The sequence below is a fragment of the Micromonospora sp. NPDC049257 genome, from assembly GCF_040678915.1.
Classification (GTDB): Bacteria; Actinomycetota; Actinomycetes; order Mycobacteriales; family Micromonosporaceae; genus Micromonospora; species Micromonospora antibiotica.
Window position 1 is genome coordinate 404403 of the sequence record NZ_JBFAQU010000001.1, and the last position, 20534, is coordinate 424936.

A 20534-nucleotide genomic window follows, 5' to 3' on the forward strand; every position below is an offset into this window, starting at 1 on the left:
CGCGACCCCGTCACCGCCTCCGCCGGGCGTGGTGATGGTCGGTCGCGGCGGGCACCCACCCGACCCGGCGACCGGCGGGCCGGCAGCGACCGGGGCACCGCAGCCCGAGGCCACCGACCTGGACCTGCTGCGTGCCCACGTCGCCGGTGACCGGGACGCCTTCACCGAACTCTTCCACCGGCACCGCGACCGGCTCTGGGCGGTGGCCCTGCGGACCACGGGTGACCGGGAGGAGGCGGCCGACGCCCTCCAGGACGCACTGCTGTCCGCCCACCGCGCCGCCGGCCGGTTCCGGGGCGACTCCGCCGTCACCACCTGGCTGCACCGGATCGTGGTCAACGCCTGCCTGGACCGGCTCCGCCGCCGGCAGGCCCACCCCACCGTCCCACTGCCCGACGGCAACCACACCGACGACGCCCGGGGCACCGGCGGCGTCGAGCCGGCGGCACCCGCCACCGACCACGACACCGCCCTGGTGGTACGCCAGGCGCTGGCCGGGTTGCCGGTCGAGCAGCGGGCCGCGCTGATCCTGGTGGACGTGCAGGGCTACCCGGTGGCCGAAGTCGCCCTGATCCTCGGGGTGGCCGAGGGCACGGTCAAGAGTCGCTGCGCCCGGGGCCGGGCCCGGCTCGCCCGGGTGCTCGGGCACCTGCGCGCAGGTGGGGACGAACCGTCGCCCCACCCGGCCGCCAGCTCAGCGACCACGCGGGGCGGGCACCTCCGGACGGGTCGGGACGTTTCCGACGTCACACCGGGGAACCGGCAGCCGACCGACGGCGTCCGATCGGGGTCGGGGCAGGCCCGGCGGGGCGCCATCCAGGAGGAGACGTGACGGGCCGGGAGTTCAGGGAGGTCGACCACGACCTGCTCGCCGACTATCTGGGCGGGGCACTGGACGGCACCCCGGAGCAGACCGTCGTCGCCCGACTCGTCGCCGAGGACCCGGCCTGGTCCGACGCGCACGACGTGCTGGCCCCCGCCCTGACCCGGGTGCACGACGAGCTGACGGGTTGGGGTGCCGCCGTACCGGAGATGCCCCTGGCCGTGGTGGAGCGGCTCACCGCCGTGCTCGCCGGTGCCGGCCCGGCCACCCCACCCACCGACGACACCGCCACACCCGACCGCGCCTACCCGCAGGTCGGCCCGGTGCCCACGCAACCGGGCGGGTCGCGTACCCCCGGCGGTCGGGCCGGGGCCGGACGCACCGATGCGTCGGGTCCCGGTCGGCGACGGCGCTGGGCGCGGCTCGCCGGGCCGGTCAGCCTCGCCGCGGTGTCGTTGGCCGCAGTGGGGTTCGGCGTGGCCCACCTGCTCGACGGCGCGGCCTCCCGGGACTCCCCCGCCACGACGATGGCCGGGCCGGCGCAGGACGGCGCGGAAAACGCGGGCCGGGGTTTCCGGTTCACCGGTGAGACCCAACGCAGCGGCATCGACTGGTCCCCGACGACGCTGCGCGGCACCACGGCCGCCCCACTGCCCCGCCCCGTCACCCCGCCGGGTCTCCAGTCCGCGGAGGGGCCCGACGTCACCACCCAGATCGACCCCACCACGCCGGAGAGCAAGCGACTCACCGAACCCGGTGGGCTCGACCGGCTGACCGGGCGGGCGGCGCTCGACGCCTGTCTCGCCGACATCGCCGCCGAGCACAACCGTGGGCCGGTCGCCGTCGAGGTGGTCGACTACGCCACCTTCAACGGCCTGCCTGCGGTGGTGGTCCGCTTCACCGATCCCAGCGGTGCACGGTGGGCGTGGGCGAGCGGTGCGGAGTGCGGTGTGCCGGGGTCCGGCGCGGACACCCGCTACCAGGCGCAGGTAGGGTGAGGACCCGGTCACCCCTCGTCCCGCATCGCGTGACGTGACCCACCGGACGACCGGTCCGGGAATCCCCGGTTCGTACGATGACGTTCTGCAAGTCAGCCGCCGACGTCGTTGAACCGTCGGCGCTCGGATCGACGTCGGTGCGCCGCCGATGTCGTACACACACATCGGGAGACGGCAGTGGACGAGGTCCGCAACCTGATCATCATCGGCTCCGGGCCGGCCGGCTACACGGCGGCGGTCTACGCCGCGCGCGCCAACCTGAAGCCACTCGTGATCGAGGGTGTGCAGTCCGGTGGTGCGTTGATGACCACGACCGAGGTGGAGAACTTCCCCGGTTTCGCCGACGGCATCCTCGGCCCCGAGCTGATGGACAACATGCGCAAGCAGGCCGAACGGTTCGGTGCGGAGTTCCTGACCGACGACGTCACCCGGGTCGAGCTGAAGGACACCGGCGACACCGGTTCCGACGCGGTGAGCACCGTGTGGGTCGGGCAGACCGCCTACCGGGCCAAGGCCGTCATCCTCTCCACCGGCTCGGCCTGGCGTCCGTTGGGCGTCCCGGGCGAGCAGGAATACCTGGGGCACGGCGTGTCGTCCTGCGCCACCTGTGACGGGTTCTTCTTCCGCAACCAGCACATCGTGGTGGTCGGCGGCGGTGACTCCGCGATGGAGGAGGCCAGCTTCCTCACCCGGTTCGCCGAGTCGGTCACCATCATCCACCGGCGCGACTCGTTCCGGGCCAGCAAGATCATGGCCGACCGCGCGCTGGGCAACGACAAGATCAGGGTGGAGTGGAACAGCACCGTCGAGGAGGTGCTCGGCGACGACGGCAAGGTGACCGGCGTCCGGGTCCGCAACGTGCACACCGGCGACGTCAAGGTGCTCGACGTGACCGGCGTCTTCGTGGCGATCGGCCACGACCCGCGCAGCGAACTCTTCCGCGACCAGGTCGAGGTGGACGACGAGGGTTACGTGAAGGTGCAGGCCCCGAGCACCCGCACCAGCGTGCCGGGTGTCTTCGCCGCCGGTGACGTGGTCGACCACACCTACCGGCAGGCGATCACCGCCGCCGGCACCGGCTGCGCCGCCGCCCTCGACGCCGAGCGGTTCATCGCCACCCTGAGCTGAACGACAGCAACACCAACAATCTGAGGAGGAGGGTCATAGTGGGAGCAACGAAGGTCGTCACCGACGCCAGCTTCACCGCCGACGTGCTGAAGTCCGACAAGCCGGTCCTGGTGGACTTCTGGGCCGAGTGGTGCGGCCCGTGCCGCAAGGTCTCGCCGCTACTGGAGGAGATCGCGGGCGAGATGGCCGGTCAGGTCACCATCGTCAAGCTCAACATCGACGAGAACCCGGAGACGGCCCGCGCCTACCGGATCATGTCGGTGCCGACCCTCACCATCTTCAAGAACGGCGAGCCGGTGCAGTCGATCGCGGGGGCCAAGCCGAAGGGCGAACTGGTCCGGCTGATCGAGTCGGCGCTGTAACACCTGCGCACCACCGGAACCCCGTACCCCCACCGGGTGCGGGGTTCCGGTCGTCCCGGCGCCACCTGACCTGCGCGAACCGCCGGCCGAACCAGACCGGTCACGGTACGCTCCGTAAGCGCTGGTCCTCCGGACGCACAGCGTGGCCGTCTGCGAAGGTGCCCGGCAGCCAACCTCTGAGGGGGTCCTGCGTGCGTCCGATCCGATCCGGTGACCGTGGACCGGCAGTGACCGAGATCCGTGCCGTCCTGACCGGCCTGGACCTCCTCGCCGCCACACCCGGTGACGAGTTCGACGTCGCCACCGAACGTGCCGTCCGGGCCTTCCAGCAGTCCCGTGGGCTCAGCGCCGACGGCCGGGTCGGCGCGGAGACCTGGCGGGCCCTGGACGCGGCCCGCTGGCGACTCGGGGCCCGCACCCTCTACCACGCGGTGCCCGAACCCCTCACCGGCGATGACGTCCGCTCCCTGCAGGAACGACTGCTGGAGATGGGGTACGACGTCGGGGGCGCCGACGCCGTCTACGGCGTACGCACCTCCAGGGCGGTGGCCCAGTTCCAACGTGAGGTCGGGTTGAAGCCCGACGGCTCCTGCGGCCCGTACACGATGGGTGCGCTGCGGCGGCTCGGCCGCAAGGTGGTCGGCGGACGCCCCCAGTGGCTGCGGGAGTCCGACGCCATCCGGCAGTCCGGCCCGACGCTGGTCGGGCGGACCGTGGTCATCGACCCGGGGCACGGCGGCACCGACCCGGGCGTGGTGGTGCCCGACGGTTCACTGCGCTGGACCGAGGCGGACCTGGTGCACGACCTGGCCAGCCGGCTGGAGGGGCGGCTCGCCGCAGCCGGGGTACGGGTGCAGCTGACCCGTGGCCCCTCCCCCCGCGACTGCCTGCCGGACGTCGACCGGGCGGAACTGGCCAACTCCCTCGGTGCCGACGTGTTCATCTCGCTGCACACCGACGGTCACGCCGACCCGGCCGCCGACGGGGTCGCCACATACCACTACGGCACCGACAACGGCGTCACCTCGGCCACCGGGGAACGACTCGCCGGGCTGGTGCAGCGGGAGATCGTGGCGCGGACCGGGCTGCGGGACTGCCGTACCCACGCCAAGGCGTGGGACCTGCTGCGACTGACCAGGATGCCGGCCGTCCGGGTCGAGGTGGGCTACCTGACCTCACCGCAGGACCGGTCCCGGCTGGTCGACCCCCGGTTCCGGGACCGGGTCGTCGAGGCGATCGTGGCCGCCGTACAACGGATGTTCTTCCCGGTCGAACGGGACGTGCCGACCGGCTCGATCGACGTCAGCGCCCTGCGGGCGGTGGTGACGGCCGGCGCGGTCCGCGACTGAACCCGGTGGTGCCGCCGGCTGGCGGGCGCAGGGCTCGCCGCTCAGCCGGCGCTGGACCGGGTCGCCGGGGCGGGGCGCACCGGCCGGAGCAGGCTCTCCGGGCTCATCGAGCCGAGCAGCTTCTCCAACGCGTACTCGACGTCGGACTTCCAGCTCAGCGCGGTGCGCAGCTCCAGGCGCAGGCGCGGGTAGCGGGGGTGCGGACGGACCGTCTTGAAGCCCACCGAGAGGAAGAAATCGGTCGGGGCGACGCAGGCCCGCACGGTGTCCTCCGGCTCGTCACCGAACTTCGCGTCACCGAACGCCTCGATCGCCTTGATGCCCCGCTTGGTCAGGTCCCGGGCGACACCCTGCACCAGCATCCGGCCCAGCCCACCGCCCGCGAACGCGGGCACCACACTGGCGGTCATCAGCAACGCGGCGTCCGCCGACACCGGCGAGGTCGGGAAGGCCATCGAGCGGGGCACGTAGGCCGGCGGCGCGTACAGCACGAAACCGGCGGGCATCCCGTCGACGTACGCCAGCTTGCCGCAGGAACCCCACTCCAGCAGCGTCTGGGAGACCCACGCTTCCTTCTCCAGCCCCGGGTCACCGTTGGCGCAGGCCCGCTCGGCGGAGACCGGGTCCAACTCCCAGTAGACGCACTGCCGGCACGGGCGAGGCAGGTCCTCCAGGGTGTCGAGGGTCAGACTGACCAGACGTCGCGACATCAGCGCATCCCCACACTCAGGCTCGGAGGCGAGACCAGCCCGCAGCGGCGGCACACCGGCTGCGTCCCCGACGAGCGATCGTACGCCGCCTGCCGACCGTACGGGAGGGGACGCGCGAATCGCCACCCGGGCCCGGGGACGGACGTCCGGGATGTGGACGGGGACCACATCGTGACCGACGACCGCCCCGCCGGGGATTACGATCGACCGACCGGCGTCCCCGCGCCGCCATGGTCGCCGGCACCGCGGGTACCCCAGCGGGCGGGAGCCCGACCGACACCCGATCGAGGTGATGTCATGACCGGCACGACGCTTGACGACTACACCGACCGGTACGCCCGGCGCGTCCGGGGCATGACCGCCTCGGAGATCCGGGCCCTCTTCGCGGTGGCCAGCCGGCCGGAGGTCGTCTCGCTCGCCGGTGGCGCACCCTACATCGCCGCGTTGCCGCTCGACGCGGTCGGCGAGATGCTCGGCAAGCTCGGCAGCGAGCTCGGCACCACCACCCTCCAGTACGGCATCGGCCAGGGCACCCTGGAGCTGCGCGAACGCATCTGCGAGGTGATGGCGGACTCCGGCATCGACGCCTCCTGCGGCGCCTCCCCCGACGACGTGGTGGTCACCGTCGGCGGTCAGCAGGCGCTCGACCTGGTGGCCCGGCTCTTCCTCGACCCGGGTGACGTGGTGCTCGCCGAAGGCCCGACCTACGTCGGCGCACTCGGGGTGTTCCAGGCCGCCCAGGCGCAGGTCGTCCACGTGCCGATGGACGACGACGGGCTGATCCCGGAGGCCCTGGAGGTGGCGATCGCCGACCAGGCCCGCGCCGGCCGGCGGGTGAAGTTCCTCTACACCATCCCCACCTACCAGAACCCGGCCGGCGTGACGCTGAGCGAGGAACGGCGGGAACGGGTGCTCGACATCTGCGAGCGCGCCGGCCTGCTGGTGGTCGAGGACGACCCGTACGGCCAGCTGGGTTTCGAGGGTGAGGCGCCCAGGCCGCTGCGGGCCCGCCGCCGCGACGGGGTGTTCTACCTGAGCACCTTCTCCAAGACCTTTGCCCCCGGGCTGCGGGTGGGTTGGATCCTGGCCCCGCACGCGGTCCGCGACAAACTGGTCATCGCCAGTGAGGCGCAGATCCTCTGCCCCAGCGCTTTCGCGCAGGCCGCCGTCACGACGTACCTGTCGACGATGCCGTGGCGCGAACAGCTCAAGGTCTACCGCGAGGTCTACCGGGAACGGCGTGACGCCCTGCTCGGCGCGCTGCACGACCTGATGCCGGAGGGCACCACCTGGACCAGGCCCACCGGTGGTCTCTTCGTCTGGGCCAGCCTGCCCGACGGGCTGGACGCCAAGGCGATGGTGCCACGTTCCATCGCCGCCCGGGTCGCCTACGTACCGGGCACCGGTTTCTATGCCGACGGCACCGGCACCGGCAACATGCGGCTCAACTTCTCCTTCCCCACCCCGGAGCGGATCCGGGAGGGGGTACGCCGGCTGGCCCGGGTCATGGAGCAGGAGATCGCCATGCGGCAGGTCTTCGGCCCGGTCGGACCGACCGGGAGCCGGCGGGGCGGGGCGGACGTCCCCGGCCCCGACTTGGCATGATGCCCGCATGGCTGCCATTCCCGTCGAGCGCACCGTCGTGACCGATTCCGCCGCCGCAGTTCCTGCGACCACCGGCTCCGCCGCCGACCTGCACATCCTGGTGCTGGCCGGTGGCCTGTCGTACGAGCGGGACGTCTCCCTGCGGTCCGGCCGGCGGGTCCTCGACGCGCTGCGCAGCGCCGGGGTGGAGGCGGAGCTACGGGACGCCGACGTGGCACTGCTGCCCGCGCTGGCCGCCGACCCGCCGGACGCCGTGGTGATCGCCCTGCACGGTGCGACCGGCGAGGACGGCTCGCTACGTGGGGTGCTCGACCTGTGCGACGTGCCCTACGTCGGCTGTGACGCGCGGGCCGCCCGGCTGGCCTGGGACAAACCGTCAGCCAAGGCGGTGCTGCGGGAGAACGGCATCCCCACCCCCGACTGGGTGGCCCTGCCGCACGACCGTTTCTCCGAGCTGGGCGCGGTGGCCGTGCTCGACCGCATCGTGCAACGGTTGGGGTTGCCGCTGATGGTCAAGCCCACGCAGGGCGGCTCGGGCCTGGGTGCCGCCGTGGTGCGGGATACCGCCGCCCTCCCGGCCGCGATGGTCGGTTGCTTCGCGTACGACTCGACGGCACTGGTCGAGCGGTACGTGCCCGGCATGGACGTGGCGGTGTCGGTGCTCGACCTGGGCGACGGGCCACAGGCGCTACCGCCGGTGGAGATCGTGCCCCGCAACGGCGTGTACGACTACGCCGCCCGCTACACCGCCGGCCGGACCACCTGGCACGCACCGGCCCGCCTCGACCCGGCGGTGGCCGGCGCGGTGGCCGAGGTGGCGTTGGCCGCCCACACCGCGCTCGGGCTGCGCGACCTCTCCCGGGTCGACCTAATCGTCGACGGGGACGGCCGACCCCACGTGCTGGAGGTCAACGTGTCGCCCGGCATGACGGAGACGTCGCTGCTGCCGTTGGCGATCCAGGCGGCCGGGCTGGACTTCGGTCAGGTCCTCGGCACACTGGTCGGCCGAACGGCAGCCCGCCGCCGCCCCTGATCCGCGCCCGCGCCGTCGGGCTTTCCTGCCGTCGGGTTGCCCGGACAGGGGTCGGTAGCCCTGCGGGTCGGGGTGGTCCCCGTGCGGCCGGGTCAGCGCCGGTCGGGGTCTGACGCGACAGTCACGCCGGGCCCGTAGTGGGCTTCGCCGCGCTGACGGCGCCGGTCCCGTCCGTACCGTCGACTGCCGTGCCTTCGGCCTCCGACGCGACCGTGTCGGTGTTTCCGGGCCCGGTACCGGGCCGGTCCGTTCCGCTGCCACCCGGGCCGGTGCCGGTTGCGGCGGCAGCCCGGTCGGCCGTGCCCTCCGGATCGGGACGGGCAGCCGTGTTGGCCCGTCCCGGACCGGCACCGTCAGCGGTGCCGTCGTCGTCAGCGCCGACGGTGCGGGTTTCCCTGCTTTCGGCGTCCTGGGTGCTGCGCGGATCGAGGACGAGGGCCGCGCTGTCGGGCCCGGTCCGCTCCGGGGCCGACGCGGTCGCACTCTCCACCGACGAGGTCTCGGTGTTGATTCCGGTCTCAGCTTCGGCCCCGGTCGAGCCTTCCGTCGGGACCGGGAGAGGGATCTCCTCCTCCGACTCGATCACGGAGACGGCGTCTCCCGCAGCCGCAGCCGCGGCTGCCTCGGCCGACGACTGCGCGGCGATGCTGGAGGGCGTCTGCCACTGGATCCGCGGCGGCTCGGCGAGGGGCCGGCCGCCGAACTCGGCGAGCCAGGCCGCGACATGTGCGAGGTTTTCCCGCCACTGGGATTCGGAGATGGGCGGCAGGATCGAGTCCCAGAGCGACAGGAAGGTGCCACGCAGCTGGAGTCGGCCGTACGGACGGGCCAGGAACCACATGTGCAGGTGGGCGGACCCGTCACCCCACCGGTTCACATGCACCCGGGCGACGCCGTCCAGCGAGCGGATGGCGCGTTCCAGTCGGACGGTCATCACCCCGAGTTCGGCAGCGAGCAGATTGGGCAGGTCGCCCAGGTCGAGATGCGAGCGCGACTCAAGGATCAGCACCATGGGCAGGCCGGTCGGACGGTCCATGGCCCGCACCCGCCACCGCTCACCCACCCAGATGTACGCGTCGTCGGGTGCTTTGCAGGCGATGCACTCCCGGAGCCCTTCGCCCTTACGGGGAGGCTCGACCGCCACCGGTTCGTCGAGGTGCTTGACGCGCAGCTCACCCTCGAAGGGAAACGACGGCCACTGGGTGAAGTCCGGAACTGGGGAGGCAGGGGTGTCGTGCACGACGCTGACCCTAACCGAGACCGGCACCGCTGTCCCTACCCCGAACGCCGCTGATCATGACGGGATTTCGGCCGATCGAAGCGGCTGACACCGGGGCGCGGAGGGGGCGACAGGTGGGTTGTCCACAGGCTGATGAGATCACCACCACACCCCGTCATCCACAGGCTGGGGATGGCTCTGACGCGCTGTTTCACGTGAAACGGGTAGTGCCTGTGGAAAACTTCTGTGGATAACTTTGGCGTTCGTCCACAGCACTGTTCACAGGGATGGCGTGCTCGACTCGTTCAACGATCGAAGGGCGGCTGTAGCTGTCGGCAGCTCCGGGCTTTTAGCCCGGACACCGGTCCTCTCGGCCATCCGATCGGTCCCGTGGGGGAGCGCCAGAGCACCGGCCGTGCTCCTGTCGCCAACTCCTCCTCATCCCCTGAGGGCACTCTCCACCTCCTGGACGCCCCATGGAGAGGCCCACTCGATCACAAGGGATACGGGAGACCCATGCCCTCGTCGACGCCATGGCGCTGCTCGCTCCCGACCACCGACCACCGCGATCGCCCGCTGAGATCACCATTCGCTGCTACCTGCGCCGCCGGAGCCGACTCCATGGCTACGCACGCGAGTCCGGCTTCGTGTGGAACGGCGAACCCCGCCCCGGGCACCTGGTGCGATCGCCGGTGGAGCGGCAGGCCGGTTTCACGTGAAACCGGCGCAGTGCCGACTGCTGAGTGGGCAGCTCCGACGCCTCCCCGCCGGTACCGCCCGCCGCCGCCATCGGACGGAAGGTTCGGCGGGGTGGAAGTTGGATCGCAACCGCACGGGCATGTTCCACGTGAAACCTGATCGAGGTCGTTGTTCCACGTGGAACAACGTCGTTTCGGTAGTGGCGTCCCGGAGGCCGACAGCAGCATCTCCCGCCGAGGGCGGACGGCCCGGGGGCTGGGGCCCGGAGGGCCTGGGGCGGAGGGCCTGAGGCGGAGGGCCGAGGGTCGGGGGCTGGAGTGCGGGAGGGGCCAAGGGGCCAAGGGGCCGGAAGGCGGAGGGGCCGGAAGGCCGGCGGGCGGGGGTCGCGCGACCCGTCCATGGCCGGAGGCGACCATGGTCGATGCCCGACCCGCAGCCGTGCCCGTCACGCCCGAAAATCCCACGGCACGGACCGCCCCCAGGACGACAGTCGGCCTCGCTCCCCAGCGCGCGGCCGTGGCTCCGCTTCGCGCAGCGGGCCGAGGCCCTCAGATCGACTGAGCCGTCACGTGAGCATCTCGGGTACCACCAGGACGGGGCGTCACCTTTCCAGTCGTCTCCGGCGTCCTGAGCGATCCGGTCCACCCATCACGGCAGCCGCCGGGCGGATCAGCAGACCGCTCCGCGGACGGCGGCTACTCCGCGAAGCCTCGGATGCCAGGTGGTCCGCGACCGCCGGCGCGCGGTCGGTTCCCGCCGGCGCGCGCGGTCGGGCGTGCGGTTCCCGGCCGACCGGTCGCCTTGGTGGACGGTTCCCGGCCGACCGGTCGCCTTGGTGGGCAGTTCCCGGCCGACCGGTCGACTGGTGGGCGGTTCCGCACGCGGTCGGCGGGTGGGACGCGACTGGCCTGCGGTCCACTCTGCGCTCCTGCGTTTCACGTGAAACGGGGGCGACGCTCGGCTCGATGGCGGCACCCGAGGAAATGTCGACCCGCAGGGGAGAAACCCGCCGACCCCGAGCAGAACGGCCGCCGGGCGGGAAGCCACGCCTCGGAGTCGGGTGGTGAAAGGGCGAGGGCCCGGCGTGGACGTGCTCTGCTGAGTGCAGCAGGTCCACCGCCCATACTGGCGGCAGGGCAGCACCACCAGAACGGCCGCGTACCCGTCTCGGGTACGCGGCCGGGGAACGGCGGGAAACGGATCAGTCCTCGGGCTCGGATTGGCCTTCCTCGCCGACCCCGATGATGCCGACGATCCGCTCCAGGTCGTCCACCGTGGCGAACTCGATCGTGATCTTTCCCTTGCTCCGACCGATGTCCACCTTCACCCGGGTGTCGAACCGGTCGGAGAGCCGGTCGGCCAGATCGGTCAACGCCGGGGCGTGCGCCTTGGACCGGCGCTTGGCTGCCGGGGTCTTCGCGGGGCCGTCGCTGAGCGTCAGTGCCACGATTTCCTCGGTAGCCCGGACCGAGAGCCCTTCGGCGACGATCCGCAGGGCCAACTGCTCCTGCGCCTCGGCCTCGTCGAGGCTGAGCAGCGCGCGGGCGTGGCCGGCCGACAACACACCGGCCGCCACCCGGCGCTGCACCTGCGGGGGAAGATTCAGCAGCCGGATCGTGTTCGAGATCTGTGGCCGGCTCCGCCCGATCCGCCGGGCCAACTCCTCGTGGGTCGCGCCGAACTCCTCCAGCAACTGCTGGTAGGCCGCAGCCTCTTCCAACGGGTTGAGGTTGGCCCGGTGGATGTTCTCCAGGAGCGCGTCCCGGAGCATGGCGTCGTCCTTCGTCTCCCGGACGATCGCGGGAATGCTCTCCCGACCGACCGCCTGGGCGGCACGCCAGCGCCGTTCACCCATGACGAGTTCGTACTTCTCGCTGTCCAGCTGCCGGACCACGATGGGCTGGAGGAAGCCGACCTCCTGGATGGAGGTCTTGAGTTCTTCCAGCGCCTCCTCGTCGAAGACGTGCCGGGGTTGCTTGGGGTTCGGCACGATCGCGTCGACGGAGATTTCGGCGAAGCGCGCACCGGGCACCGGGCTGAGTTGCGGCTCGTCGGGTGGCGGTGCGAGGGCCACCGGCGCGGGCATCGTCACGTCCAAGGCCACCGGATCGGTGGACGTCTCGGTCGCCGGCCGCGCCGGGTCGACCTCCACGGGCAGGGTCGCCGTGGTCGTGCTCTCCTGCACCGGCCCGGTCGGGATCAGCGCACCGAGCCCTCTACCCAGACCGCCCCGGGGACGGTTCTTCATACGACGCCTCCCAGCGACTCGTCCGCACTACGCATTCCGGCTCACCGGCTCCTTGGCACCGCGCTCGGCGATTTCCTGGGCAGCCTCGAAGTAACTCGTGGCTCCCCGCGATCCGGGATCGTAGGTCATCACGGACTGCCCATAGCTCGGGGCCTCCGACACCCGCACGTTGCGGGGGATGACGGCCTGGAGGACCTTGTCGCCGAAGTGGTTCCGGACGTCCTGCTCCACCGCGTCGGCCAGCCGGGTACGGCGGTCGTACATGGTGAGCAGGATCGTGGAGACCTCCAGCTTCGGGTTGAGGTGCTGGCGAACCAGGTTGATGTTGTTTATCAACTGGTTCAGCCCCTCCAGCGCGTAGTACTCGCACTGGATCGGGATCAGCACCTCCTGCGCGGCCACCAGGGCGTTGACCGTCAGCAGCCCGAGGGAGGGTGGGCAGTCGATGAAGACGTAGTCGAAGTGCCCCGGGTACGCCTCGATGGCCCGGTTGAGCCTGGACTCCCGGGCGACCACGGAGACCAGTTCGATCTCGGCGCCGGCCAGGTCGATGGTCGCCGGCACGCACCACAGGTTGGGGATGCCCTCGACCTCCTGGGCCACCTCCGCCAGCGGCACGCTGTCGATCAGGCAGTCATAGACGTCCGGCACCCCGGTGTGGTGCGGGACGTTCAACCCGGTGGAAGCGTTGCCCTGCGGGTCGAGGTCGACCACCAGCACCCGGTTGCCGTGCAGGGCCAGCGCCACCGCCAGGTTCACCGTGGTCGTGGTCTTGCCCACGCCGCCCTTCTGATTGGCAACGCACATCACCCGGGTCCGCTCAGGACGGGGCATGGTCACCTCGCCACTCGGATTAAGGATCTGCACGGCGCGCATCGCCTCCATAGCCAACGGTGGGTCATCCTCTTCGCGCGTCGGGGTTTCACGTGAAACGTACGCGGCGTCCGCCGAACCCACGGCGACGGGCCCGGGGACGAGCCCAGGAATGTCGAGGGCAGGCGTCGCGTCGGGCACCGCGTCGGGGTGGGGTTGGGTGGGCACCGATGGTGTATTGCCGTGCAGCGGAGCCGTGAACCGCGACGACGCCCCCGCGTTACGTCGTGCCGAGGGTGCTGCCCGGCCATCGGGAGCACGGGTGGGACCGCCGTCGGAGCCGGATCGGGCGGTAGGCGGCGGAACGTACGACTCGGGAGCCGGGCGTGCCGCACCCACCACCGGAGGCTCACGCCGCGATCCGGGAGTGCGCTCCGGCGGATGGATCGCCTGCTGCCCACCGGCAGTCCGGTCCTGATGGTCGGTTTCACGTGAAACAGGGCCCGCGTCCGAGCCCGATCCGTCGGGACGGTTCACCCGTGGATCGTCGTACCTGCCGTCGTCATGCACCTGTCATCCCTACCCGCTCCGGATGGTCGGTCCGCACCCCGTCTCGCTTGCCGTACGCGCTCGCACCGCGGAGCGTACGGCCCGGCGGGGGCGATCGGGACCCGGTGCGCCCGACATCCACCCGCCCCACACTATCGACGCGCGGTCAGCCTACGGGGGACGGGCGCGGCGGGTCCATCTTCGTTCTCCGGTGGCACCGCGTCCGCCGCGGATCGGTGCCACCGCACCGGGCACCCGGGGGCAGCGGGCACCGATCCGCGGCGACAGACAGGACTCAGCGGGCGCGCTTGCGGCCACCGCGAGCGCGCTTCGAGGCCACCTTGGCCCCCGGTGGTCGGACGACCCGCTCCCGCACGATCTCCACCACGGTGGTCGGCGGATCGAGGAGGCCGGTGCCGCACAGCTGCACCGCCGGCTCGCCGCCGCCCAGCTTCGCCACGGCCTCGGCATGCTCGGCGATCTCGTCCAGCGCGGACGACCCCTTGAGGGCGAGTAGCCGGCCGCCGCGAACCACCAGCGGCAGGCTCCAGGTGGCGAGGCGGTCCAACGGTGCCACCGCGCGGGCGGTCACCACGTCGGCGGTGAACGGGCCGACGCCGGACGCCCCGGTGGCTGCCTCGTCGGCCCGGCCCCGGAACACCCGGACCATCCTGGCCAGCCCGAGCCGCTCCACCGTCTCGACGAGGAACGAGGTACGCCGGGCCAGCGGCTCGACCAGGACGACGTTCAGGTCGGGACGGGCGATCGCCAGCACCAGCCCGGGCAGCCCGGCTCCGGAGCCGACGTCGATCACGCTGGCACCCTCGGGGATGCGCTCGGCGACGGCGGCGCAGTTGAGCAGGTGCCGGTCCCAGATCCGGGGTGCCTCCCGGGGGCCGATCAGACCACGCACCACACCGTCGGTGGCGAGCAGCTCGGCGTACCCGGCGGCCAGGTCGAGCCGGTCACCGAAGAGCGCCGTCGCGGCGGCGGCCAGCTCGGCCGGGAGGGTGGCGTCCTGGGCAGACGGGGCAGACGGGGCAGACGGGGCGGACGGGGCGGACGGGGCGGACGGGGCGGACGGGGCGGACGGGGCGGACGGGGCGGAAGGCTCGGACGGCGGCCCGGGCGGCGTGCCACCCGGGCCGGGACCGGCATCCGTCGTGAGGTCGTCGGGCGTCACCAGTTCAGTCCGCCGGCCGGACGACGATGCGCCGGGTCGGCTCGACACCCTCGGACTCGCTCTCCACCCCGCTCATCGCGTTGACCACGTCGTGCACGCACTTGCGCTCGAAGGCCGACATCGGCTCAAGCCGCACCGGCTCGCCGTGCTCCTTGACCTTTTCCACCGCGTTCTTGGCGACGGCGGCGAGTTCCTTGCGCCGGGTGGCCCGGTAGCCGCCCACGTCGAGCAGGAGCCGACTCGGCGAGCCGGTCTGGCGGAACACAGCCAGTCGGGCCAGCTCCTGGAGTGCCTCCAGGGTGGCGCCGCGTTGGCCGACCAGGTTCTGCAACCGGCCACCGACCACCTCGACGACCGGACGACCACCGGAGACCAGCTCGTCGATGTCGCCGTCGTAGTCGAGGATGTCGAGCAGCCCCTCGATGTAGTCGGCGGCGATCTCGCTCTGGGCGAACAGCTCGCCCTCGCCGGCTGACTTCTTCTCCTTGCCGCCGTCGGCGGGCTCACCCTCACCGGTAGCGGCGGTCGGGACGGTCTCCTCGTCGAGCGAGGCGTCCGCGCTGGGGATGCTGGTGTCGGTCACGGTGTCATCTCCGTACTAGCTCGGCCGGACCGTCGGGTCCGCTGGTCTCCCGGGCGACCGGCGGAAAGAGGCCGGTTCGGTCACGGGCACGTCTGGTACGGGCGGTCTCGCCCGCAACCGCGCAAGGCGCGGCGGTCCCGGTCCGGCGCCGACCGTGAGGCGGCTGCGCGGTGCCGGAGAGCCGCCGTCGGTCGTCCCGACGGCGGCCCGGTGGCTCAGCCCTGGCGCTTGGCCGGGCCCTTCTTGGGGTTGGCCGGCTTGGCACCCGGCTTCGGCCCGGCGACCTTCGGCGCGGCCGGCTTGGCGGGCGCCTGCGCGACCGGCTTGTTCCGGTTGAGGAAACCGCCGGTCTTGGCCGGCTGCACCGGACCGGAGCTGGTCGCCTTGTTGCCGGTGACCCCCTTGTTGGTCACCAGCGGCGGGAACTTGCGGAGCACCCACTGCTGCTGGCCGAGGGTGAACAGGTTGTTGGTGACCCAGTAGATGATCACGCCGATCGGGAAGATCGAGCCGGAGACGAGCAGGGAGAGCGGGATGCCGTAGAGCATCAGCCGCTGGATCATCCGCTGCTGCGGGTCCTCCGCCCAGCCGGTCTTGAGGATCATCTGACGGCTGGTCAGGTAGGTGGTGCCCATCATGACCAGGACCAGGATGCCGGCGATCACCTTCACGGTGGTGCCGTTGGCACCGAGCCGGGCCAGCTCGTCGGCGGTGGAGCCGAACTTGCCGGCGATCGGGGCGGTGAAGATCGTGGCGCTGGAGGCGCTGTCGAACTGCTCGGCGGTCCAGCCGTAGAGGCTCTTGGCCTCCTTGGCCGGGTCGAGCCGGCGCAGCACGTGGAAGAGACCCAGGAAGACCGGGATCTGGAGGAACATCGGAAGGCAGCCCATCAGCGGGTTGGCCTTTTCCTTCCGATAGAGCTCCATCATCTCCTTCTGGAGCGTCTCCCGGTCACCCTTGTGCTTCTCCTGGAGCTCCTTGACCTTCGGCTGGAGCGCCTGCATCGCCCGCTGGGACTTGATCTGCTTGACGAAGACCGGGAAGAGGATCACCCGGACGGTGACCACCAGGAAGACGATGGCGAGAATCCACGACCAGTTCGTGCCGAGCACCGTGCGGACCGGCACCCCGATGGCGTCCCACGCCGAGTGCCAGGTCAGCAGGATCCACGAGATCGCGTAGTAGATCCAGTCGAGACTCAATTCTCAGACTCCAGTCACGTCGGCGCGTCGGCGGCGGCCCGGCTCCGGAACCGGGTCGTGTCCACCAGGGTGGAAAGGGTGGCAGCGCGACAGCCGCCGGACCGTCAGGCCGGCCCCCCGGAGCGCGCCGTGACGGGTCACCGCCTCCAGGGCGTAGGCACTGCACGACGGGTAGAACCGGCAGCGGGCCGGCAACGCCGGGCTTATCCAACGACGGTACGCGATGATGGGACCACTGAGCATCCGGGCACCCATGCTCCGGCGTGCCGACACGGCGGGTCCGTTGCTCACCGCGACCGCCGCGCCCGAGGCGTCCGGGCGGCGGCGATCGCCGCGTCCAGGTCGCTGCCGAGCCGGGCATACGGCGTGCCGGCGGCGGGGGGCAGGGCGCGTACCACCAGGGTGCTGCCGGCCGGTAGCGCGTCCAGCCGCTCACGGACCAGGTGCCGCAGCCGGCGGCGAACCTTGTTGCGGACCACGGCGGGCCCGACGGCTTTGGACACGACGAAGCCGGCGCGGCTCGATCCGGAGATCAGCTCCGGGTCGGTGCTCCGCGCCGGCTCCGGCGAGGTTGTCCCGAGGGGTGTGGTCGCGGCGGATGTGGAGGCCACCGGCAGTGTCAGGTGGACGACGACGGCACCACGCCCGACGCGTCGACCACCACGGACGGCTGCGGCGAAGTCGCTGCTACGCCGCAGGCGCTGTGCGGCCGTCAGCACGACTGTCCACGTCCCCGGACCGGTCGGCCTCAGGCCGACAGGCGGTTACGGCCCTTGGCACGGCGGGTCGACAGAATGGCGCGGCCGGCACGGGTGCGCATGCGCAGCCGGAAGCCGTGGGTCTTCGCGCGCCGGCGGTTGTTCGGCTGGTAGGTGCGCTTGCTCACGTCAGGCTCTCCGTTTTCGTACGTCCCCGGCGCGGGTTCGCCCGGGGTCGTTTGGTGGACCAGACCACCTCGGTGGTGGCCTCCGATCGGTGCTGCCCGGCGGCGCGGAACCTCGGCGATGCGGGGCGACGACCACGGACAGCGAGCACCCATCACCCTAGCAGAGGGCGACAGAGCAGCCCCTCCAGCCTACGCAGGGGGGCAATGACCGTCAAACCACCCGGACCGGCGATCCGCTGGTCCGGTGTCCTGTCGAGCGGGTGTCCCGCCCGGGGTGGGAGCGGCGGTCGGGGTGGCGGCGGTTGATGGCGGCCCGTCGTCGCTGTTACCGTGCGCGTTTGCGGTCAGCTTCGGTTCCGGGTTGTGGTCGGAGGGCAAGACCGGACCCGGCAGTGAATCGTTCGGCACGGTGAACCCGCTTCAAACGCCCTCCCCGACAGGGGGGCAGGTCCGACCCGCGCCCGGCGGGCGGCCACAATCGGTCGGTACACACAGGCTGTGGATAACTTGTGGATGCCGGCCGGTCAGCCGTCCGGTGGGTGAGCGGTACCACCCGCGAACGCGGTGGCGGGCCCGGCACAACCGCTGGACCACAGCGGCGGTCGGGAGCAGAGGCGAGGGGGTGGCACGACGGTGGCCGGAACGATCGACCTTGCCGCGGTGTGGACCGCGGCGACGGACGAACTCGCCGACGAGATCATCTCCGCCCAGCAGCGGGCCTACCTCAGGCTGACCCGGTTGCGGGCGATCGTCGAGGACACCGCGCTGCTCTCCGTGCCGGACGCCTTCACCCGGGACGTCATCGAGTCGCGGCTGCGACCGGCCATCACCGAGGCGCTCACCCGACGGCTGGGCCGGCCGATACAGGTCGCGGTGACCGTGCGGATCGCCGAGGACGCCGCCGGACGGCCCGCCGGCACCGTCTACCGCAGCGGACCGGAGGCCGCCGTCGTGGCGGAGCCCGGTCCGGCCGTGGACGACTATCCGGGGTTCCGGCCGTCGGCCTACGACGAACCCGAACCGTCGTACCCCCGGGAGGCCGGGCCACCGCCGGAGCAGCCCGGGGTCCGGTCGCCCGCCGGGCAACCGGAGCCGGACGGCCACCGCCCGGCCCGGGTTCCGGCCAGCCGCGACGGTGGTCAGGACACGCTGTTCGGCGTCGGCTTCGCCGAACCGGCGCGGATGGACCGCCCCGCCCCCGAGCGGCGCGGTTTCGAGGAACGTCACCGCGCCGAGCCCGACACCGACCCGCGCGGCTACGAGCCCGCCTACCGGGACCAGGGGCGGCCGCCGCGTGACCAGCAGGGTCCGCGCGGCCCGGCCCGCGACGGCGTCACCGACAGCGGGCCCGGTCGGGCCGGCACCGACCACCGACCCGGTGGCGGTGACCGACGCCCCGGCGGTACGGAGGGCAGCGGCAACCGGCTCAACCCGAAGTACATGTTCGAGACGTTCGTCATCGGCTCGTCCAACCGGTTCGCCCACGCGGCGAGCGTCGCGGTGGCCGAGTCACCGGCCAAGGCGTACAACCCGCTGTTCATCTACGGCAGCTCGGGGCTGGGCAAGACGCACCTGCTGCACGCGATCGGGCACTACGCCCAGACGCTCGGCAACGCCCGCTCGGTCCGGTACGTCTCGACCGAGGAGTTCACCAACGACTTCATCAACTCCCTGCGGGACGACAAGACCAGTGCGTTCCAGCGCCGCTACCGCGACGTCGACATCCTGCTGATCGACGACATCCAGTTCCTGGAGAACCGTGAGCGGACCCAGGAGGAGTTCTTCCACACCTTCAACACCCTGCACAACGCCAACAAGCAGATCGTGATCACCTCCGACCGTTCGCCGAAGCAGCTGGCGACGTTGGAGGACCGGCTGCGGACCCGGTTCGAGTGGGGGCTGCTCGCCGACATCCAGCCGCCCGACCTGGAGACCCGGATCGCGATCCTGCAGAAGAAGGCCGCCCAGGAGCGGCTGTACGCCCCGCCGGACGTGCTGGAGTTCATCGCCTCCCGGGTGTCGAACTCGATCCGGGAACTGGAGGGGGCGCTGATCCGGGTCACCGCGTTCGCCAGCCTCACCCGGTCCACCGTCGAGCTGTCGTTGGCCGAGGAGGTGCTGCGGGACTTCATCCCCGACGGCGCCGGCCCGGAGATCACCGCCGACCAGATCATGGTTTCCACCTCGGAGTACTTCGGGGTGAGCCTGGAGGACCTGCGCGGGCATTCACGCTCCCGGGTGCTGGTCAACGCCCGTCAGGTGGCCATGTACCTGTGTCGGGAGCTGACCGACCTCTCACTGCCCCGGATCGGGCAGGCGTTCGGCGGCCGGGACCACACCACCGTCATGCACGCCGACCGGAAGATCCGCCAGCAGATGGCGGAGCGGCGCTCGCTCTACAACCAGATCGCCGAGCTGACCAACCGGATCAAGCAGAACACCTGAGACGTACGCCACTTTCCACCCGTCGTCGACGCCCGGCCGAGCATCTCGGCCGGGCGTCTTCGTGTCGGCGCACGGCCCCGGTGGTCCCGTCCGCCCCGGGTCGCCGGGGCGCGTCCTGTGGATGAGTCGTCACCTTCGTCCACAGGACGGCCCGGTTGTCCACACCCCCTGTTCCACAACCGGTGGATAACCACGCTCCGTCCCGAGCCGGTTACCCACAGACTGTGGATAAACCCTGGGGACGGTGCTGTGGACGGCTGGGGACAACCGGGTCGTCCTCCACAGCCGACGGTGGGCCTGTGGGCAACCTGTTGAAGGTTCTGGGGACGGGCCGGCTCCGGGCCGACGCCGTCGTCCACAGCACTGGGGGTAAACCCGGTGGATAACCGGTGGACAACCGGTGGACGACGGTGGACAACGGTGGGGACATCCGGTGCCTGTGGACGACCGACCGGGTTTTCCCCCCGGTTCTCCACAGCGAACCCACCGGTGGATAACGGGTCTGACCTGCGACGACGCGAGTTACCCACAGTTTGCACAGGTGCGATGAAGACGATGAGTTATCTCTTCTAAAGAATCAAAAACCAATCATCACCGTTGGACTTCCTGTGGATCGGGCCGCAGCACTGCCGTCGGCAGTCGCCCCGGCACCGGAAGCACGGGGTCGGGCGCACAGCCGATGCCCACGCGCCCTAAGGT

Annotated in this window: 18 protein-coding genes; 8 read left to right on the forward strand and 10 right to left on the reverse strand. The window is 71.6% G+C overall.

Annotation, left to right across the window (positions count from 1 at the left end; translation table 11 throughout):
• Positions 1 to 34 precede the first annotated feature (34 nt).
• The 5 genes from sigM to AB0K25_RS01745 all read left to right on the forward strand — a co-directional run bounded on the left by sigM (position 35) and on the right by AB0K25_RS01745 (position 4660).
• Entirely contained in the window at positions 35 to 832 is a 798-nt protein-coding gene (gene sigM, locus AB0K25_RS01725) for an RNA polymerase sigma factor SigM (RefSeq protein ID WP_219465383.1), read from the forward strand.
• Positions 829 to 1821 (forward strand): hypothetical protein, encoded by a 993-nt coding sequence (locus AB0K25_RS01730; protein ID WP_219465384.1) that lies wholly within the window; start codon positions 829 to 831, stop codon positions 1819 to 1821. The genes sigM and AB0K25_RS01730 overlap by 4 nt, the downstream gene beginning before the upstream one ends.
• Positions 1822 to 1998: 177 nt before the next feature.
• Positions 1999 to 2949 (forward strand): thioredoxin-disulfide reductase, encoded by a 951-nt coding sequence (gene trxB / locus AB0K25_RS01735; RefSeq protein ID WP_357532680.1) that lies wholly within the window; start codon positions 1999 to 2001, stop codon positions 2947 to 2949.
• A gap of 38 nt (positions 2950 to 2987) precedes the next feature.
• Entirely contained in the window at positions 2988 to 3311 is a 324-nt protein-coding gene (gene trxA / locus AB0K25_RS01740) for a thioredoxin (RefSeq protein WP_067310719.1), read from the forward strand.
• Positions 3312 to 3502: 191 nt separating this feature from the next.
• Positions 3503 to 4660 (forward strand): N-acetylmuramoyl-L-alanine amidase, encoded by a 1158-nt coding sequence (locus tag AB0K25_RS01745; protein WP_357532682.1) that lies wholly within the window; start codon positions 3503 to 3505, stop codon positions 4658 to 4660.
• A 41-nt stretch (positions 4661 to 4701) separates the two neighbouring features.
• On the opposite strand, the gene AB0K25_RS01750 is transcribed toward AB0K25_RS01745, so the two are convergent.
• Positions 4702 to 5370 carry a GNAT family N-acetyltransferase gene (locus AB0K25_RS01750; protein WP_208565167.1) on the reverse strand — a complete coding sequence of 223 codons (669 nt, stop codon included), beginning with the start codon at positions 5368 to 5370 and terminating at the stop codon, positions 4702 to 4704.
• A gap of 297 nt (positions 5371 to 5667) precedes the next feature.
• On the opposite strand from AB0K25_RS01750, the gene AB0K25_RS01755 reads away from it, so the two are divergent.
• Together AB0K25_RS01755 and AB0K25_RS01760 are read left to right on the forward strand one after the other, a co-directional pair.
• On the forward strand, positions 5668 to 6975 hold the full coding sequence (locus AB0K25_RS01755; RefSeq protein WP_357018793.1) for a PLP-dependent aminotransferase family protein: 1308 nt from the start codon (positions 5668 to 5670) through the stop codon (positions 6973 to 6975).
• A gap of 37 nt (positions 6976 to 7012) precedes the next feature.
• Positions 7013 to 8008, forward strand: coding sequence for a D-alanine--D-alanine ligase (locus AB0K25_RS01760; protein ID WP_219470487.1), 996 nt, complete (start codon positions 7013 to 7015; stop codon positions 8006 to 8008).
• 121 nt (positions 8009 to 8129) lie between these two features.
• On the opposite strand, the gene AB0K25_RS01765 is transcribed toward AB0K25_RS01760, so the two are convergent.
• The 9 genes from AB0K25_RS01765 to rpmH all read right to left on the reverse strand — a co-directional run bounded on the left by AB0K25_RS01765 (position 8130) and on the right by rpmH (position 17390).
• Entirely contained in the window at positions 8130 to 9020 is an 891-nt protein-coding gene (locus tag AB0K25_RS01765; RefSeq protein ID WP_363818262.1) for a hypothetical protein, read from the reverse strand.
• Between the two features lie 2107 nt (positions 9021 to 11127).
• Positions 11128 to 12174, reverse strand: a complete 1047-nt coding sequence (locus AB0K25_RS01770) for a ParB/RepB/Spo0J family partition protein (RefSeq protein WP_219465387.1) — start codon at positions 12172 to 12174, stop codon at positions 11128 to 11130.
• A gap of 27 nt (positions 12175 to 12201) precedes the next feature.
• Complete coding sequence (locus tag AB0K25_RS01775) at positions 12202 to 13557, reverse strand: AAA family ATPase (RefSeq protein WP_363817797.1); 1356 nt, start codon at positions 13555 to 13557, stop codon at positions 12202 to 12204.
• Between the two features lie 274 nt (positions 13558 to 13831).
• Positions 13832 to 14533, reverse strand: a complete 702-nt coding sequence (gene rsmG, locus AB0K25_RS01780) for a 16S rRNA (guanine(527)-N(7))-methyltransferase RsmG (RefSeq protein ID WP_363818265.1) — start codon at positions 14531 to 14533, stop codon at positions 13832 to 13834.
• 190 nt (positions 14534 to 14723) lie between these two features.
• Complete coding sequence (locus AB0K25_RS01785; protein WP_208565172.1) at positions 14724 to 15302, reverse strand: R3H domain-containing nucleic acid-binding protein; 579 nt, start codon at positions 15300 to 15302, stop codon at positions 14724 to 14726.
• Between the two features lie 215 nt (positions 15303 to 15517).
• A complete protein-coding gene (yidC, locus tag AB0K25_RS01790) occupies positions 15518 to 16504 on the reverse strand; it encodes a membrane protein insertase YidC (RefSeq protein ID WP_219465389.1) in 987 nt (328 codons plus the stop codon).
• Between the two features lie 3 nt (positions 16505 to 16507).
• On the reverse strand, positions 16508 to 16747 hold the full coding sequence (gene yidD / locus AB0K25_RS01795; protein ID WP_204925644.1) for a membrane protein insertion efficiency factor YidD: 240 nt from the start codon (positions 16745 to 16747) through the stop codon (positions 16508 to 16510).
• Positions 16748 to 16791: 44 nt separating this feature from the next.
• Positions 16792 to 17223, reverse strand: a complete 432-nt coding sequence (gene rnpA, locus AB0K25_RS01800; RefSeq protein ID WP_219465390.1) for a ribonuclease P protein component — start codon at positions 17221 to 17223, stop codon at positions 16792 to 16794.
• A 29-nt stretch (positions 17224 to 17252) separates the two neighbouring features.
• The gene (gene rpmH, locus AB0K25_RS01805) at positions 17253 to 17390 is read right to left on the reverse strand and encodes a 50S ribosomal protein L34 (protein WP_208565176.1); all 138 of its coding nucleotides are present in this window, start codon (positions 17388 to 17390) and stop codon (positions 17253 to 17255) included.
• A 633-nt stretch (positions 17391 to 18023) separates the two neighbouring features.
• Here rpmH and dnaA point away from each other — a divergent pair.
• On the forward strand, positions 18024 to 19835 hold the full coding sequence (dnaA, locus tag AB0K25_RS01810; RefSeq protein WP_357532688.1) for a chromosomal replication initiator protein DnaA: 1812 nt from the start codon (positions 18024 to 18026) through the stop codon (positions 19833 to 19835).
• Positions 19836 to 20534: the final 699 nt, after the last annotated feature.

Bases quoted from the DNA above. Each gene is read 5' to 3' on its own strand.
- sigM (WP_219465383.1), top strand. From the start codon at position 35: ATGGTCGGTCGCGGCGGGCACCCACCCGACCCGGCGACCGGCGGGCCG.
- AB0K25_RS01750 (WP_208565167.1), bottom strand. From the start codon at position 5,370: ATGTCGCGACGTCTGGTCAGTCTGACCCTCGACACCCTGGAGGACCTG.
- AB0K25_RS01755 (WP_357018793.1), top strand. From the start codon at position 5,668: ATGACCGGCACGACGCTTGACGACTACACCGACCGGTACGCCCGGCGC.
- AB0K25_RS01765 (WP_363818262.1), bottom strand. From the start codon at position 9,020: ATGGTGCTGATCCTTGAGTCGCGCTCGCATCTCGACCTGGGCGACCTG.
- AB0K25_RS01770 (WP_219465387.1), bottom strand. From the start codon at position 12,174: ATGAAGAACCGTCCCCGGGGCGGTCTGGGTAGAGGGCTCGGTGCGCTG.
- yidD (WP_204925644.1), bottom strand. From the start codon at position 16,747: ATGCTCAGTGGTCCCATCATCGCGTACCGTCGTTGGATAAGCCCGGCG.